This is a genomic window from Streptomyces zhaozhouensis (assembly GCF_900230195.1).
Taxonomy (GTDB): domain Bacteria; phylum Actinomycetota; class Actinomycetes; order Streptomycetales; family Streptomycetaceae; genus Streptomyces; species Streptomyces zhaozhouensis.
Genome location: NZ_OCNE01000002.1, coordinates 512,492 through 528,189, shown reverse-complemented (window position 1 = coordinate 528,189; position 15,698 = coordinate 512,492). Strand labels below are relative to the sequence as shown.

At 73.9% G+C, this 15,698-nt stretch carries 15 protein-coding genes and 1 pseudogene; 11 read left to right on the top strand and 5 right to left on the bottom strand.

Features of this window, described 5'->3' with window-relative positions:
* The first annotated feature begins 8 nt into the window (after positions 1–8).
* Positions 9–1,115, top strand: a complete 1,107-nt coding sequence (gene dapE, locus CRP51_RS05505; protein ID WP_097229820.1) for a succinyl-diaminopimelate desuccinylase — start codon at positions 9–11, stop codon at positions 1,113–1,115.
* Positions 1,116–1,207: 92 nt separating this feature from the next.
* Entirely contained in the window at positions 1,208–1,987 is a 780-nt protein-coding gene (locus tag CRP51_RS05500; protein ID WP_097229819.1) for an LOG family protein, read from the top strand.
* A gap of 368 nt (positions 1,988–2,355) precedes the next feature.
* On the opposite strand, the gene folP is transcribed toward CRP51_RS05500, so the two are convergent.
* Positions 2,356–3,216 carry a dihydropteroate synthase gene (folP, locus tag CRP51_RS05495; RefSeq protein WP_097229818.1) on the bottom strand — a complete coding sequence of 287 codons (861 nt, stop codon included), beginning with the start codon at positions 3,214–3,216 and terminating at the stop codon, positions 2,356–2,358.
* 192 nt (positions 3,217–3,408) lie between these two features.
* On the opposite strand from folP, the gene CRP51_RS05490 reads away from it, so the two are divergent.
* Positions 3,409–3,756 (top strand): DivIVA domain-containing protein, encoded by a 348-nt coding sequence (locus CRP51_RS05490; RefSeq protein WP_097229817.1) that lies wholly within the window; start codon positions 3,409–3,411, stop codon positions 3,754–3,756.
* A gap of 370 nt (positions 3,757–4,126) precedes the next feature.
* Positions 4,127–4,294: a DUF3117 domain-containing protein gene (locus CRP51_RS05485; protein WP_019434894.1), complete on the top strand. Its 168-nt coding sequence runs from the start codon at positions 4,127–4,129 to the stop codon at positions 4,292–4,294.
* A 73-nt stretch (positions 4,295–4,367) separates the two neighbouring features.
* Here CRP51_RS05485 and CRP51_RS05480 read toward each other — a convergent pair whose 3' ends face one another.
* The gene (locus tag CRP51_RS05480) at positions 4,368–5,081 is read right to left on the bottom strand and encodes an O-methyltransferase (RefSeq protein ID WP_097229816.1); all 714 of its coding nucleotides are present in this window, start codon (positions 5,079–5,081) and stop codon (positions 4,368–4,370) included.
* A gap of 93 nt (positions 5,082–5,174) precedes the next feature.
* Here CRP51_RS05480 and sigE point away from each other — a divergent pair, with 93 nt between their 5' ends.
* From sigE to CRP51_RS05455, 5 genes are all read left to right on the top strand, one after another.
* The gene (gene sigE / locus CRP51_RS05475) at positions 5,175–5,990 is read left to right on the top strand and encodes an RNA polymerase sigma factor SigE (protein WP_245880378.1); all 816 of its coding nucleotides are present in this window, start codon (positions 5,175–5,177) and stop codon (positions 5,988–5,990) included.
* Positions 5,987–6,829, top strand: coding sequence for an anti-sigma factor family protein (locus CRP51_RS05470; protein WP_097229815.1), 843 nt, complete (start codon positions 5,987–5,989; stop codon positions 6,827–6,829). The genes sigE and CRP51_RS05470 overlap by 4 nt, the downstream gene beginning before the upstream one ends.
* Before the next feature lie 74 nt (positions 6,830–6,903).
* A complete protein-coding gene (locus tag CRP51_RS05465) occupies positions 6,904–8,454 on the top strand; it encodes a S1C family serine protease (protein WP_097229814.1) in 1,551 nt (516 codons plus the stop codon).
* Between the two features lie 134 nt (positions 8,455–8,588).
* Positions 8,589–9,146, top strand: a complete 558-nt coding sequence (locus CRP51_RS05460) for a sec-independent translocase (protein ID WP_097229813.1) — start codon at positions 8,589–8,591, stop codon at positions 9,144–9,146.
* A gap of 132 nt (positions 9,147–9,278) precedes the next feature.
* Positions 9,279–9,959, top strand: a complete 681-nt coding sequence (locus tag CRP51_RS05455; protein ID WP_439333119.1) for a hypothetical protein — start codon at positions 9,279–9,281, stop codon at positions 9,957–9,959.
* 42 nt (positions 9,960–10,001) lie between these two features.
* Here CRP51_RS05455 and CRP51_RS05450 read toward each other — a convergent pair whose 3' ends face one another.
* Positions 10,002–11,177, bottom strand: coding sequence for an Mrp/NBP35 family ATP-binding protein (locus CRP51_RS05450; protein WP_097229811.1), 1,176 nt, complete (start codon positions 11,175–11,177; stop codon positions 10,002–10,004).
* A 170-nt stretch (positions 11,178–11,347) separates the two neighbouring features.
* Here CRP51_RS05450 and CRP51_RS05445 point away from each other — a divergent pair, with 170 nt between their 5' ends.
* Positions 11,348–12,049, top strand: coding sequence for a hypothetical protein (locus CRP51_RS05445; protein ID WP_245880377.1), 702 nt, complete (start codon positions 11,348–11,350; stop codon positions 12,047–12,049).
* Here CRP51_RS05445 and CRP51_RS05440 read toward each other — a convergent pair.
* Together CRP51_RS05440 and CRP51_RS05435 are read right to left on the bottom strand one after the other, a co-directional pair.
* Positions 12,016–12,585 carry a hypothetical protein gene (locus CRP51_RS05440; RefSeq protein WP_097229810.1) on the bottom strand — a complete coding sequence of 190 codons (570 nt, stop codon included), beginning with the start codon at positions 12,583–12,585 and terminating at the stop codon, positions 12,016–12,018. The genes CRP51_RS05445 and CRP51_RS05440 overlap by 34 nt on opposite strands.
* A gap of 386 nt (positions 12,586–12,971) precedes the next feature.
* The gene (locus tag CRP51_RS05435) at positions 12,972–13,730 is read right to left on the bottom strand and encodes a ferritin-like fold-containing protein (RefSeq protein WP_097229809.1); all 759 of its coding nucleotides are present in this window, start codon (positions 13,728–13,730) and stop codon (positions 12,972–12,974) included.
* Positions 13,731–14,022: 292 nt separating this feature from the next.
* Between CRP51_RS05435 and CRP51_RS05430 the strand changes: the two are divergent.
* Positions 14,023–15,689, top strand: a pseudogene (locus tag CRP51_RS05430) (DEAD/DEAH box helicase); the annotation flags it as partial.
* Positions 15,690–15,698: the final 9 nt, after the last annotated feature.

Below are 15,698 nucleotides of genomic sequence, written 5' to 3'. Positions count from 1 at the left end.
GTGACCGCATGGAACGACCCGCATCCGGCACCGCCGCCCCCCGCCAGCGACTCGACCTCGGCCTCGACGCGGCGGCGCTGACCGCCCGGTTGGTGGACATCCCCTCGGTCAGCGGCACCGAGGAGCCGCTCGCCGACGCCGTCGCCGAGGCGCTCGCCGGCCTCGACTGGCTGCGGGTGGACCGGTTCGGGAACAACGTGGTGGCCCGCACCGAACTCGGCCTGGACCAGCGGGTGGTGCTCGCCGGCCACCTCGACACCGTGCCGGTCGCCGACAACCTGCCCTCCCGGCTGGACGACGAGGGCGTGCTGTGGGGGCTCGGCACCTGCGACATGAAGTCCGGGGTCGCGGTGCAGCTGCGGATCGCGGCCACCGTCCCCCGGCCCAACCGCGACCTGACGTTCGTCTTCTACGACAACGAGGAGGTCGAGGCCGAGCGCAACGGCCTCGGCTGGCTGGCCGCCGCCCACCCCGACTGGCTGGAGGCGGACTTCGCGGTGCTGCTCGAACCGTCCGACGGCCAGGTGGAGGGCGGCTGCCAGGGCACCCTCCGGGTGCTGCTGCGGATGGCGGGCCAGCGGGCGCACTCGGCCAGGAGCTGGATGGGGGTCAACGCGATCCACGCGGCCGCCCCCGTGCTGGAACGGCTCGCCGACTACCGCCCGCGCCGGGTGGAGATCGACGGCCTGGAGTACCGCGAGGGCCTGAACGCGGTGGGCATCACCGGCGGGGTCGCCGGCAACGTCATCCCCGACGCCTGCCAGGTCACCGTCAACTACCGTTACGCGCCCGACCTGGACCAGGAGCGGGCGCTGGCGCACGTCCACGAGGTCTTCGCGGACTGCGGGGTGGCCGAGTTCGTGGTCGACGACCACTCGCCCGGCGCGCTGCCCGGACTTTCGCACCCGGCGGCGCGGGCGTTCCTGGAGGCGGTCGGTGGCCAACCTTGCCCCAAGTTTGGCTGGACGGACGTCTCCCGGTTCAGTGCGCTTGGCGTGCCGGCGGTCAACTACGGGCCGGGCGACCCCAGCCTGGCCCACCGCCAGGACGAGCGGGTCTCGACGGAGTCCGTGCTCGCCTGCGAGCGCCGGCTGCGCGCCTGGCTGGGCGGCTGACCGGCCGCCCGGCCGGCGAGGGGGACGGAACCCGGCCGGAGATCCCGGCCGGAGGACGAGGACGTGAAACGATCACAGGTGAGGAGCGCGCGATGAGCGGGAGCGCACAGGTGCCCGACGAGGCACCGGGGAACGAGCGGACCGGCGGCGGCGACCAGCCGCGCGAGCAGCGGCTCGGCCCGGTGGTGCGGCGGCGGCAGCAGGTGATGACCAGCACCTCGGACCAGCGGCTGCTGGACTCCAGGGGGCCGTCCGACTGGGTCCACCAGGACCCGTGGCGGGTGCTGCGCATCCAGTCCGAGTTCGTCGAGGGCTTCGGCGCCCTGGCCGAACTGGGCCCCGCCGTCTGTGTCTTCGGCTCGGCCCGCACGCCGCCCGGCAGCCCCGAGTACGAGGACGCCCGCCGCATCGGCCGGGGCCTGGCCGACGCCGGGTTCGCGGTGATCACCGGCGGCGGCCCCGGCGCCATGGAGGCGGCCAACCTGGGGGCCAGCGAGAGCGGCGGCGTCTCCGTCGGCCTCGGCATCGAGCTGCCCTTCGAGCAGGGGCTCAACGCGCACGTGGACGTGGGGATCAACTTCCGCTACTTCTTCGTCCGCAAGACGATGTTCGTGAAGTACGCCCAGGGCTTCCTGGTCCTCCCCGGCGGACTCGGCACCATGGACGAGTTGTTCGAGGCGTTGACGCTGGTCCAGACGCGGAAGGTGACCAGGTTCCCGATCGTGCTCTTCGGCTCCTCGTACTGGGGCGGCCTCGCCGACTGGCTGCGCGACACGGTCATCGCCCAGGGCAAGGCATCGCCCCGCGACGAGGACCTCTTCCGGATCACGGACGACGTGGAGGAGGCGATCCGCCTCGTCACGAAGGACTAGCCGTCCGGGCCTGTGCGGATGGTCGTCCTCGCCCCGGTGGTGGGTTGCTCGCGCCGTTCCCCGCGCCCCTTCCAGGTCGGTGGGCGGTTTTGGGGGCGCGGGGAACTGCGCGATTGCTGTGTGGCGGGTCGCAGTCGACTACGGAGCTTCGTGGCTGGGTGGGTTGTCGGGTGCGCCTCGGTGGTGGGTTGCTCGCGCAGTTCCCCGCGCCCCTGGTCGTGGTGGGCGTTCGCGCTCAGGTGCGGGTTCATACAGGGCCGGTGGGCGGTTTGGGGGCGCGGGGAACTGCGCGATTGCTGGGTGGCGGGGTGCAGTCGACTACGGAGCTTCGTGGCTGGGTGGGTTGTCGGGTGCGCCCAGGCGGACGGTCAGGCCAGACCCCGCCTGGCCACCGCGGGTTCCTCGTGGCCGGCGATCGCCGCGACCATCCGCAGCACCTGCCGCGTCTCCGCGACCTCGTGCACCCGGTAGACCCGCGCGCCGAGCCAGGCCGAGACCGCCGTGGTCGCCAACGTCCCCAGCAGCCGCTCCCGCACGGGCAGGTCCAACGTCTCGCCGACGAAGTCCTTGTTGGAGAGCGAGACCAGCACCGGCCAGCCGGTCCCGGTCATCTCCGGCAGCCTCCTGGTCGCCTCCAGCGAGTGGCGCGTCGACTTGCCGAAGTCGTGACCCGGGTCGATCAACACGCCCTCGCGCGGCACCCCCAGCGCCACCGCCCGTTCCGCCAGCCCCACCGTGACGCGGAGGATGTCGGCCATCACGTCCTCGTACCGCACCCGGTGCGGCCTGGTGCGCGGCTCGGCGCCGCCGGCGTGGGTGCAGACCAGGCCCACGCGGTAGCGGGCGGCGACCTCGGCCAGCAGGGGGTCGACGCCGCCCCAGGCGTCGTTGAGCAGGTCGGCGCCGGCCGCGCAGGCCGCCTCGCCCACCTCGTGCCGCCAGGTGTCGACGCTGATCACGACGTCCGGGTGCCGGCGGCGGACCTCCGCGACGAAGCCCGCGGTGCGGCGGATCTCCTCGGCCGCGTCCACCTCCTCGCCGGGGCCCGCCTTGACCCCGCCGACATCGATGATGTCCGCGCCCTCGTCGACCGCCCGCGCGACCCGTTCCAGCGCGGCGCGTTCGCCGAAGGTGGCGCCCTGGTCGTAGAAGGAGTCCGGGGTTCGGTTGACGATCGCCATGATCACCGGCTGGTGGGCGGCGAACTCCCGCTTGCCCAGGCGCAACATCACGTTCAGCCCTCTCTCGGGTTCTCTCGGCGGAGAAGCCGTCCCGCTCGGGGCGCGGCCCGCGGGCCCGGCGTTTCGCCGGGGCCCCACCAGGGCGTGCGCCCGGGTTCTCCCGCCCCTCGAACCTACCCGGCCCACGGTGCCATCCCCCGTGCGAGACTCCAGGGCAGGACTCACAGGGGAGAGGCTTCGGTGTTCTGGTTCTTGATGGTCGCGATGGTGGTCGTGATCGCCGCGGTCACGCTCGCGGTGCTCAGCAGCGGCGACGGCTCCGGCGCGCCGGCGACGGGCGGGTTGCGCGACGCCGAGCCCGAGCGGGCGGCGGACCCGCTGCCGTTGCACCGCCCCCTGACGCCCGCCGACCTGATCCGGGTCCGCCTGCCGGTGGCGCCGCGCGGCTACCGGATGACCGAGGTGGACGACGTGCTGGACCGCGTCGCCGCCGAACTCGCCGAGCGCGACGCACGGATCGCCGACCTCGGGGCGCTGCTGGAGAGGGCCAGGAACGAGCGCGCGGAAGAGACCGGCGAACGCGACTGACGCGCCGGCCGATCGGCGCCCGACCCGCCCGGCGGGGACGGAATCGGATTCCCCGTTCGGACCTGCGGGATTCGGGAAGTCCCCGCCGTCGTGCCCCCGCTTCCGGCGTTCGGCTTCCGCGGGCGCTGCCCCCGCACGGCCCGCCGAACCGCCCGTGACCCGCGCGTCCCGGATACCTCCCAGAAGAACGCGGGTAACGCGGACACTCCCCGAATTGAGTGGTTTTGCGTGTGTGCGTTGCCGAAGGGAGACCGGCCAATGTTGGTCACGGGACCCATTCATGCGGGATAATGAAGGCAAGCAATGTGTTCGACGCCGACGACGCTCGCGTCATCGGCTGCGACGAGCTGGTTCAGGAAGGGGAACGAGCATGGCGGCCATGAAGCCGCGGACGGGCGATGGTCCGCTTGAGGTGACCAAGGAGGGGCGGGGCATCATCATGCGCGTTCCGCTCGAAGGCGGTGGCCGACTCGTTGTCGAGCTGACCCCGGACGAGGCGGTCGCACTCGACGAGGAGCTGAAGAAGGTGACCGGCTGACGTCGCCGCGTTCCGCGTTGACCACGGCGCCGCCCCGGAGCATGTCTCCGGGGCGGCGCCGTCCGCGTTCCGGCTAGACCCGCGCCGCGCACAGCAGCCCGTCGCCGACCGGCAGCAGGGCGGGGGCCAACTGGTGGCTCTCCCGCACCGCGCGCAGCAGTTCGCGCAGCCGGCGCACCTCGGTCGGCGCGGCCGCCGAGTCGACCGTCCGGCCGCCGGCGAAGACCCCGGCGAAGCAGACCAGCCCGCCGGGACGCAGCAGCCGCAACGATTCTGCGAGGCACTCCAGGTACTCCAGCCGGTCCCCGTCGCAGAAGACCAGGTCGTAGCCGCCGTCGGTGAGGCGGGTCAGCACGTCCAGCGCGTGCCCCGGGATGATCCGGGTGCGGTTGGCGGCGAAGCCGGCCAGCCGGAACGCCTGCCGGGCGAACTGCTGCCGCTCCGGCTCGATGTCGACGGTGGTCAGCACCGCGTCGGGCCGCATCCCGGTCAGCAGGTGGATGCCGGAGACGCCGGTGCCGGTGCCGATCTCCACCACGGCCCTGGCGCCCGAGACGGCGGCCAGCAGGCGCAGCGCGTCGCCCGTTCCGGGGGAGACGGCGCGCACCCCGGCCTCGCGCGCCCGCTCGCGGGCCCAGTCCAGCGCCGTCCCCTCGGGGCTCTCGGCGTCCGGTGCGCCATACGCCTCGGCGAACGCCCAGCTCGTCAGCCGGTTGCCCGTAATGGCCCTCTCCTGTCCCCGTCTGTCACGCGCCTTGACTGTATCGACTTCGCGCGGGAACCGGATGCCCGGCGTGGACGTTGGTCCCTAAGGCGCGGTGTCCGAAGGACGCCGTGAGCGGTGAGAAATGCTTATCCGGAGCTAACGGGCGAGGTGGCTATGGTTGGGACTCCACTGGACACCACCAGAGCCGACAGGGGAGGTGCGGCCGCGTCCACGGGCCGGGGGGTGCTCACGCGCATCCGACGGTCGTTCGGCGGGCCGAATTCCGTGACAGACAACGCTGACAGCGTCCGAGCGCAGGCCACCACCGAGCCGGCCGACGGCACCACCGCCGCCGTGGCCACCTTCAGCGCGGGCGCCGACAGCCAGAGCTGGGCTCCGCCCAGCTGGGAGGAGATCGTCTCCACCCACAGCGCGCGGGTCTACCGCCTGGCGTACCGCCTCACGGGCAACCAGCACGACGCCGAGGACCTCACCCAGGAGGTCTTCGTCCGGGTCTTCCGTTCCCTGTCGACCTACACCCCGGGCACCTTCGAGGGGTGGCTCCACCGGATCACCACCAACCTCTTCCTGGACTCCGTCCGCCGCAAGCAGCGCATCAGGTTCGACGCGCTCGGCGACGACGCGGCCGACCGGCTGCCCAGCCGCGAGCCCACCCCCCAGCAGCACTTCAACGACACCCACTTCGACGCGGACGTGCAGCAGGCCCTGGACACCCTGGCGCCCGACTTCCGCGCCGCCGTGGTGCTCTGCGACATCGAGGGCCTGAGCTACGAGGAGATCGCCACCACCCTGGGCGTGAAGCTCGGCACGGTCCGCAGCCGTATCCACCGTGGGCGCTCGCATCTGCGCAAGGCCCTGCGCCACCGCTCGCCGGAGGAGCGCGGCTCCCGCGCCGCCGTCCAGCCCGCCGAGCCGGCGCTCGCCGTCGCGCCGGGAGCACCCGGATCAGTGGAAGGCGCGATGGAGTGACCTCCTCCGCGGGAGCCGGCCCGGCAGACCGGCATCTGGGAGAGAGCCTCGCCGCCCTGGTGGACGGCGAGCTTTCGCATGACAGCAGGGACCGCGTGCTGGCCCACCTGGCCACCTGTGCCCACTGCAAGGCGGAGGCCGAGGCCCAGCGCGCCCTGAAGAACGCGTTCGCGGCCAGCCCGCCGCCCGCCCTCTCGGCCGGCCTGCTGGCCCGGCTGCAGAACGTCCCGGCCGAGAGCGGGCCGGCCGCCGGCCCCGGCCAGGCCCCGCCGCGCGAGGACGGCCCGCCGTCCGCCGGCACCCCTCCCAAACGCGGCTTCCCCCTCGACCTGCTGCCCGGCGGCCGGGGGCGCGGCTCGCTGCTGGAGCCGCCCTCGTTCGGCGGCTCGTCCGGGTTCCGGATACACGAGCCGATGGCCGCCCGGCTTCCCCGCGGTCATCGCCTCGCCTTCGCCGCCGCCGGCGCGGTCTCCCTCGCGGCCTTCGCCATCGGCGGCGCCGTCTCGGGGGTGGCCAACCCGGCCGGTGGCTCCGCCAGTTCCAGCACGGTCGCCGCCGGCACCTCGGCGGGCTCCGTCCCACGCCCGATGGGCGCCAGGGACGAGGAGGCGCTGCGGCAGCCGGGCGTGGCCCAGGTGCTGCCGGTCGCCGACGTGGAGGAGACGGTCCCGCCGCCCGCCGCCCGGTTCCCGCTGCTGGGGAGCAGCCTTCCGGTGATCCACGGCCCGTCGCCGGTCCCGGGGGCGACGCCGCCGGCGACCACCCCCGACCCGGTCATAGGCCCGCTCCGCCCGGAGCGCACCGGCTCCAGCGCCCTGGGCGCCGTGAGTCCGCGCTGAGTTCCACCGGCGTACCTGGTTGAATGCACCCCCGTAGGCAGAGGGACGGCGCGGACACGATGGGGACGGCTGCCATGGACAAGGGGAACGGCGTCGAGCGGCGCGGCCCGGCCGCCCAGGGCCCGGCCTCTCCCGAGGCTCCGGCCGAGGACACCGGCGCCGGCCGGGTGCCGGGCTCCGGCCCGTCCTCCCGCCTGGCCAAGCCCTCCGGGGACGCGGAGCGTGAGGCGCCCGCCGGCTCCGGCAGCGAGGACCCGTACAGCACCCCGCCCTACGGCCAGCCGGGCCCCTGGGCCCCGGCGCCGCCCGTGCAGCGCCCCGACCCCACGCCTCCGACCGGCACCCGGCTGCCGCCCCCGGCGGACGGCGGAAGCCTCGGTTCCGGTGCCCCGCTGAGCCAGGCCCCGCCCCCCGCCGACGGCGGGAGCCTCGGCGGCGTCCCGTCGGCGGCGGGCCCGCGGCGTTACGACCCCTGGGCGAGCCCGGAGCCCTCGCCCCCGGTCGCGATCCCGGTGACGGTCGGGGCGGCCCAGGCGCCGCCCTCCCGCACCCGCCGGCTGGTGGCGGGCGCGGCCGTCATCGCCCTGCTCGCCGGCGTGGTCGGCGGGCTCGTCGGCGTGTGGCTGGAGCGCGAGGGCGCCTTCAGCGAGGTGCGGCTGCCGCAGACCTCGAACGGCTCGTCGGCAGCGCCCAGCGGCAGCATCGCCGGCATCGCCGACGCGCTGCTCCCCGGCGTGGTCACCCTGCACGCGCCCGGCGGTCAGTCCGGCACCGGCTTCGTCCTCGACGACCGGGGGCACATCCTCACCAACGCCCACGTGGTCAGCGGCGGCGCCGGCGCCGGCACCCCCGTCGAGGTCACCTTCAGCAGCGGGGACACGGTCAGCGGCGAGGTCGTCGGTGCGCACGGCGGCTACGACCTCGCGGTGGTCAAGGTCTCCGGTGTCTCGGGGCTGACCCCGTTGGAGCTGGGTGACTCGGACGAGGTGCGCGTCGGGGACCCGGTGGTCGCCATCGGCTCCCCGTTCGGGCTGGCCGGCACGGTCACCTCCGGGATCATCAGCGCCACCGAGCGCCCGATCACCGCCGGCGGCGAGCAGGCGGACGGCTCCGACATCAGCTATGTGAACGCCCTCCAGACCGACGCCCCGATCAACCCGGGGAACTCGGGCGGTCCGCTGGCCGACGGCCAGGGCCGGGTGATCGGGGTGAACAGCGTGATCCGCTCCGTGGACAACGGCGGCCCCGAGGCGGGCAGCGTGGGTCTCGGCTTCGCGATCCCGGTCAACCAGGCCAAGGACGTCGCCGAGCAGTTGATCAACACCGGGCGGGCCACCCACCCGGTGATAGGGGTCACCCTGGACACCCGTTACACCGGCGAGGGCGCCCGGGTCGGCAGCTCGACCGACCAGCCGGCGGTGGTCGCCGGCGGTCCGGCGGACGAGGCCGGCGTCAGGGACGGGGACGTGATCACCGCCGTCGACGGGGACCGGATCACCGACGCCGACGAGTTGATCATCAGGATCCGCAGCCACCGTCCGGGCGACGAGCTGGCGCTGACCGTCGAGCGCGACGGCCGGGAGCTGTCCATCGCCGTGGTGCTGGACGAGGCGCCCGACCAGTGACGGCCGGGTGACGTCCGGGCGGCGGCCCGGCGTCCACCGGGCGCTTTACCGGATGCGAACCTCGGGGGGTCTCCCTCCCTCGGTGGCACCGGGGTACCGTGGCCATCTATCCGAGTGCGTGAGGGAGCTGCCAGGTGTTCTTCGATATTGGGTCCCTTGAGTTCATCACGCTGATCGTTCTGGCCATCATGGTCTTCGGGCCGGAGAAGCTGCCGAACATGATCCGCGAGGTGACGCAGTTCATCCGCAAGGTCCGCGACTTCTCCGACAACGCCAAGCAGGACATCCGCTCGGAGCTCGGACCCGACTTCAAGGACTTCGAGTTCGAGGACCTCAACCCGAAGACGTTCGCCAGGAAGCACCTGCTGGACAACGAGGACCTGGGCCTGCGGGAGCTGGCCAACGACCTGGATGTCCGCAAGGAGCTGACCGAGGCCGCCGACGCGGTCAACGGCAGGCCCACCCGGCCCGCGCGGAACAAGCCCGACCTGGGCAAGCCCGGCACCGCCGCCCGCACCAGCCTCGCCAAACAGCGCACCGGCTCCGCGGGGAAGTCCACCGGTGGCACCGGTGGCGGTTCGGTGAAGCTCGGCAAGTCCGGTGACGCGGCCGCGAAAGCCGCCGCTTCCGGGGCCTCGACCGGTTCCGGGGCCTCCCCTGAGCCTCCGCCGTTCGACGTCGACGCCACCTGAGTGGATCCGGCCCCTTTGGGGCATATGCCGGCCTCTGGTTCCCGGCCCCGCCCGACACGGCGGAGACGGATGGCTATCCTCCCTATGTCCGGGGTGTGCCCAGGACGAGGGCAACGAGGAGGCCGTCGGCACATGGAGACGACAAGTCGAGCGGAGCCGCACGACACGAAAGGCGACCATCCCGGCAGGGGAGAGGTCCGGGGGGTGCCGGGCTCCCGCCCGGTGATGGAGGGGTACCTGGCGGCCGACTTCCCCTGGTACGGCCTGGACGACGCGTTCACCGGGCCCCGTTGGCTGACCCAGGTGAGCGCCGGCGCCGACGGTTCCGTGGAGCACGGTTCCACCGGCCACGGCCAGGAGCCGACGCTGCGGGCGGAGCTGGGACACGAGGACCAGCGTTTCGCCATGGTGGTCACCGTCGCCGAGCGCCCCGTGCGCCGCAGTGCAGACGGCAACGGCCTGCTGGAGGCGACATCCCCCGCCTCGGCCGCCTGGCTGGCCGGCTCGGGGCTGCTGGCCTGCACCTGGCCCGCCTCGATGGAGCGGGCGCTGCGCCAGGACTGGCTGGAGCAGCAGACCAACCTCGCCTGGGAGCTGGCGGACGACCTCGGTGGCAACGGCTGGAGCGCGCTCTCCCTGCCGGTCGACGGGGTGCCGACGCCGTTCCACTACCGCGAGTCCGAGTACGGCTGGGTGCTCGCCGGCGCCTCCCCGCAGGGAGCCCACATCGGCGCTTACGGGCGCGGGATGAGCGCCTACGGGCTGGGCTTCGCCGTCGTCAAGGACATCGAGAGCTACTCGGTGCGCGGCTGAGCGTCCGCCCGCCGCGCACCACCGTCGCGCCCCGCGAGGCCGTCAGAACTTGCCGCGCGGGGTGATGCCGAGCGACATCCCGGCCAGCCCGCGCTGCCGGGCCCCCAACGAGGCCGCGATCGAGCGCAGCGCCGACCCGGCGGGCGAGTCCGGGTCGGAGAGCACCACGGGACGGCCGTCGTCGCCGCCCTCCCGCAGCCGCACGTCGATCGGGATGCTGCCCAGCACCGGCACCTCGGCGCCGGTCGTCCTGGTCAGCCCCTCGGCGACGCGCTGGCCGCCGCCGGTGCCGAAGACGTCCACCATCTCGCCGCAGTGCGGGCAGGGCAGGCCCGCCATGTTCTCCACGACGCCGACGATCTTCTGGTGGGTCTGCACCGCGATCGAGCCGGCCCGCTCGGCGACCTCGGCCGCCGCCTGCTGGGGCGTGGTCACCACCAGGATCTCCGCGCCGGGAACCAGCTGCGCCACCGAGATGGCGATGTCCCCGGTGCCGGGCGGCAGGTCGAGCAGCAGCACGTCCAGGTCGCCCCAGTAGACGTCCGCGAGAAACTGCTGGAGCGCCCGGTGCAGCATCGGCCCGCGCCAGACCACCGGGGCGTTGCCCGGGGTGAACATCCCGATGGAGATCACCTTCACGCCCTGCGCGCTGGGCGGCATGATCATGTTCTCCACCTGGGTGGGACGGGCGTCCGTGCCCAGCATCCGGGGCACCGAGTGCCCGTAGATGTCGGCGTCGACCACGCCGACCTTCAGCCCGTCCGCGGCCATCGCCGCCGCCAGGTTCACCGTCACCGACGACTTGCCGACCCCGCCCTTGCCGGAGGCCACCGCGTAGACCCGGGTCAGCGACCCCGGCTTCGCGAACGGCACCTCGCGCTCGGCCTGCCCGCCGCGCAACGTGGTGGCCAGCTCCTTGCGCTGCTCGTCGCTCATCACGTCCAGCTCGACGGCGACCTCGCGCACCCCGGGAACGGCGGAGACCGCGGCGGTCACGTCCGCCGTGATGTTGTCCCGCATGGGGCAGCCCTGGATCGTCAGGTAGATCCCGACGGCGACCTTTCCGTCCGGCTCGACGGCGACCGACTTCACCATGCCGAGGTCGGTGATCGGACGGTGGATCTCCGGGTCGTTCACCCGCCGCAGCGCGGCCCGCACGTCGTCCTCGGAGGGCAGGGTGCCGGTGGCGCCGGTCGCAGGGGGAATGTCGGTAGCCATGCCCCGATGGTACGGCGCCCCACCGCCGTCGAGGGACCGCCCCGGACACCGGCGCCGTCACGTTGCCGGTACGCTGCCGCCACCAGCGCTCCAACGGAGGAAAGGCACCCACCGTGACAGCTCGTGGCCCCGCATCGCACCGGGGTTGGCGTCGGGGCACGGCGGCGGCCGTGACGGGAGTGACGCTGTGGTTCGGCACCGTCGCGTGCGGGTCGGACGAGCCGGCCGTCGAGACCAACGGGGTCGACGAACTGCCGCCCGAGGAGATCGAGGAACGCGCCCGCACCGCCGCCACGGAGGCCACCACCGTGCGGCTCTCCGGCACCGTCGTCGCGGAGGGCAGCTCGTTCCGGCTGGACATGAGGATCGGCCCCGACGGCGGGGTCGGCGAGGTGTCCATGGAGGACACCACGTTCGAACTGCTGCGGGTCGGCGACGACATGTACATGCGCGCGGACGCCGCGTTCTGGGAGACCGAGGGCATCCCCGAGGAGTTGGAGAGCGACCCCACGCAGAAGCTCGACGGGAAGTACGTGCTGGTCTCGCCCGACGACCCGGCCTACGCGGAGCTGAGCGGCTTCACCGAGAAGAACGCGCTGCTGGAGTCGCTGCTGGTCCTCGACGGCGAACGGTCCACGGGCGAGGAGAGCGAGGTGGACGGGGTGCAGACCATCCAGCTCAACGCGGCCGAGGGCGACGGCGGCACCCTGGACGTCGCCTTGGAGGGCACCCCCTACCCGCTGCGGCTGCATCGCGGGGGCGACGCGGGCGACCTGCGGCTGACCGACTGGGACCAGGAGTTCAGCCTCCACCCGCCGGCCGACGAGGAGGTCGTCGACTACGGCGACGAGGTGCTGCCCGAGGACGACTGACGGCCGCCGCGTCGGGCGCGGCGGCGGGTCGGCAGCCCGCTGGGGGTGGCGACCCGGGTGCTCGCCGGGGTGGGCAACGGGGCGGCTGCGCCGCCGTCGTCCGGCATCGCGCCGGGGCGCTGGAGCGGCTCGCCCACCGGCGCCAGCCGCAGCACCGTGCACTCGGCCGCCCAACGGTCGGCGAGGGACGCGGTGTCCGGCGCGTTCAGCCGCTTGCCGGCCAGCTCGGCGACGGCCGTCGCCCACGACGGGTCCTCGCGTCCCGGCTCGGCGACCTCGGCCGCCCAGACGACGAGCCGGCCGCCCTTGTCCTTGCTGCGGCAGCTCACCGTGGCCCGGCCGCCGGGGACCAGGCCGAGCCCGTCCAACGGCTGCTCGCCGGGGCCGCCGACGAGCCAGAGGGCGCCGTCGTGCCAGACGTGCCACAGGGGCCTGGCCGGCCCCTGCGGCCCCCGCACCCAGACCAGCGCGGACTTCCGCGCGGCCTCCTCGATCAGGGCCCGGTCGAATCCGTGCTCCACCGCGGTTGTCGCCATGCGGCGAGCTTAGTGACGGCGCCGCGCCCCAGTCGACCACCCACCTTGCCGGGGTGGGGGCGACGTCGGTGCGGGTCCGGCCAGGACGGTTGTCGTCTGCGGCCCGTCACGGATGCTTCGCGCAGTTCCCCGCGCTCCCGAGTCGCCGCCGGTCTGGTGGGGGCGCGGGGAGCTGTCCGGTGGTGTGGGGGCGACGTCGGTGCGGGTCCGGCCAGGACGGTTGTCGTCTGCGGCTCGTCACGGATGCTTCGCGCAGTTCCCCGCGCCCCCGAGTCGCCGCCGGTCCGGTAGGGGCGCGGGGAACTGCGCGGGTAACTGTCCACCGTGTTGCGGTCGACTACCCACCTGGGTTGTCCGGCATGGTTGTCGTCCGCGGCGACCAGCCGCTACGCCGAGAGGCCCAGCGCGGCCATCCGCTTCGTGTGGGCCTCCGTGATGCGGGAGAACATGCGCCCGATCTCCGCCAGGTCGAAGCCGTCGGCGACACCGCCCACCAGCATCGTGGAGAGCGCGTCGCGGTCGGCCACCACCCGCTGGGCCTGGGAGAGCGCCTCGCCCATCAGCCGGCGGGCCCACAGGGCGAGCCGCCCGCCGACCCGGGGCTCCGCCTCGATCGCCGCGCGCACCTTTTCCACCGCGAAGGAGGCGTGGCCGGAGTCGTCCAGTGCCCGCAGCACCAGGGCGCGGGTGTCGGAGTCCAGCCGCGACGCCACCTCGCGGTAGAAGTCGGCCGCGATGGCGTCGCCGACGTACGCCTTGACCAGGCCCTCCAGCCAGTCGGACGGTGCCGTCAGCCGGTGGAACTCGTCGAGCGGCGCGGCGAACGGGGCCATCGCCTCCGTCGGGTCCTCGTCGATCTGCCGCAGTCGCCCGGTCAGCTGCTCGAAGTGCTGGAACTCGGCCGACGCCATCCGCGCCAACGCCGCCTTGTCGGAGATCCCGGGCGCCAGCTTGGCGTCCTCGGCCAGCCGCTCGAACGCCGCGAGCTCCCCGTAGGCCAGCGCGCCCAGCAGGTCGACGACGGCGGCGCGGTAGCGCGGGTCGGCCGAGGCCTCGGCCCAGTCGCTCGCGGCGATCCCCGTGGGCGCCGTCTCGGCGGTGGATTCTGCGGCGGCTTCGTCGGCGGGGTTCTGCGGCGTCTCCATGGCCAAGCAGGATAGTCCCAGGGCACGCGCCCCACGCCCGCTCGGGCTCTCCCGACCCCGGTGACGGAACGCACCCTGCCATGTGTGACCGGTTCCGGGGTACAGTGCTAAGAGGACTCGCCCAGCTGTGGTGGGTCTCGATTCCGAAGCTGGAGTCTCCTGGGCCCCGGAACGCGGAGCCCGGGTGGCCCTGCGGTGTCCGGTCGGTGGCCCGATCGGCTCCGAACGTGACCAGCCCTCACGCGGATCGTGCTCCCCGCACGGCTCGTGACCAGAGGGACCCGCTCGCGCGGTGCTTGCGCTTGAGCGAGACGACCGGGTCCCGTGCCGGCCGCGGCCGGCCCCGAAGGGGCCGCCGGACCATGGCGCGGTTCACAGACCCGCCTCGCCGCCGTGTGCCGCGTCACACAGAAGAGGCAACCACGCTGTCCACCACCACCACATTCCGAGATCTCGGGATTCTGCCCGAGACCGCCGAGGCCCTGGAGGCCGTCGGCATCACCACCCCGTTCCCCATCCAGGAGATGACGCTTCCGGTCGCCCTCGCCGGGACCGACGTCATCGGGCAGGCCAAGACCGGCACGGGTAAGACCCTCGGCTTCGGGCTGCCGCTGCTGGAGTCCGTCACCGTGGCGGCCGACGTCGAGGCCGGCCGCGCGAACGCCGACCAGCTCAGCGAGGCGCCCCAGGCGCTGGTCGTCGTCCCCACCCGCGAGCTGTGCCAGCAGGTCACCAACGACCTGCTCACCGCCGGCAAGGCCCGCGACGTGCGGGTGCTGTCCATCTACGGCGGCCGGGCCTACGAGCCGCAGGTCGAGGCGTTGACCAAGGGCGTCGACGTGGTCGTCGGCACCCCCGGGCGCCTGCTGGACCTCGCGGGCCAGCGCAAGCTGCGTCTCTCCCAGGTGCGCTGCCTGGTGCTGGACGAGGCCGACGAGATGCTGGACCTCGGCTTCCTGCCCGACGTGGAGAAGATCATCGAGCTGCTGCCGACCCGGCGGCAGACCATGCTCTTCTCGGCCACCATGCCGGGCCAGGTCATCGGCCTCGCCCGCCGTTACATGAACCAGCCCACGCACATCCGCGCCACCGCGCCGGACGACGAGGGCGCCACTGTGGCCAACATCACCCAGCACGTCTACCGGGCCCACTCGATGGACAAGGCGGAGATGGTCGCCCGCATCCTCCAGGCGGAGGGCCGGGGCCTGGCCATGCTCTTCTGCCGCACCAAGCGCACCGCCGCCGACGTGGCCGACCAGCTCAGCCGCCGCGGCTTCGCCTCCGGCGCCGTCCACGGCGACCTGGGGCAGGGCGCCAGGGAGCAGGCGCTGCGGGCGTTCCGCAACGGCAAGGTCGACGTGCTGGTCTGCACGGACGTCGCCGCCCGCGGCATCGACGTGGACGGCGTCACGCACGTGATCAACTACCAGACGCCCGAGGACGAGAAGACCTATCTGCACCGGATCGGCCGCACCGGCAGGGCCGGCGCGGCGGGCATCGCCGTCACGCTGGTGGACTGGGACGACATCCCGCGCTGGCAGTTGATCAACAAAGCGCTGGGGCTGGCGTTCCACGAGCCGCCGGAGACGTACTCCACCTCGCCGCACCTCTTCGCCGAGATGCGCATCCCCGAGGGCACCAAGGGCACCCTGCCGCGCGCCGAGCGCACCAGGGCCGGCCTGGCGGCCGAGGAGGTCGAGGACCTCGGCGGGCCGCAGGCCAGGCGGGGCGGGCGGCGCGGAGCCGCCGGCACCGCCACGGCCGAGCCGAAGCGCCCGGCGCGGCCCAAGCGGCAGCGTCGGCGCACCCGGGCCGGCGAGCCCGTCGCAGGCCAGCCGGCCGGCGAGGCGCGGCCCGCCGAGGCCGCCAAGGCGGCGGCCGAGGCCGACGGCACCGCGCCCCGCGCGCCGCGCCGCCGCCGGCGCCGCACCCGGGGCGGCAACGCCACCGGGGCGACCCCGGCGACCG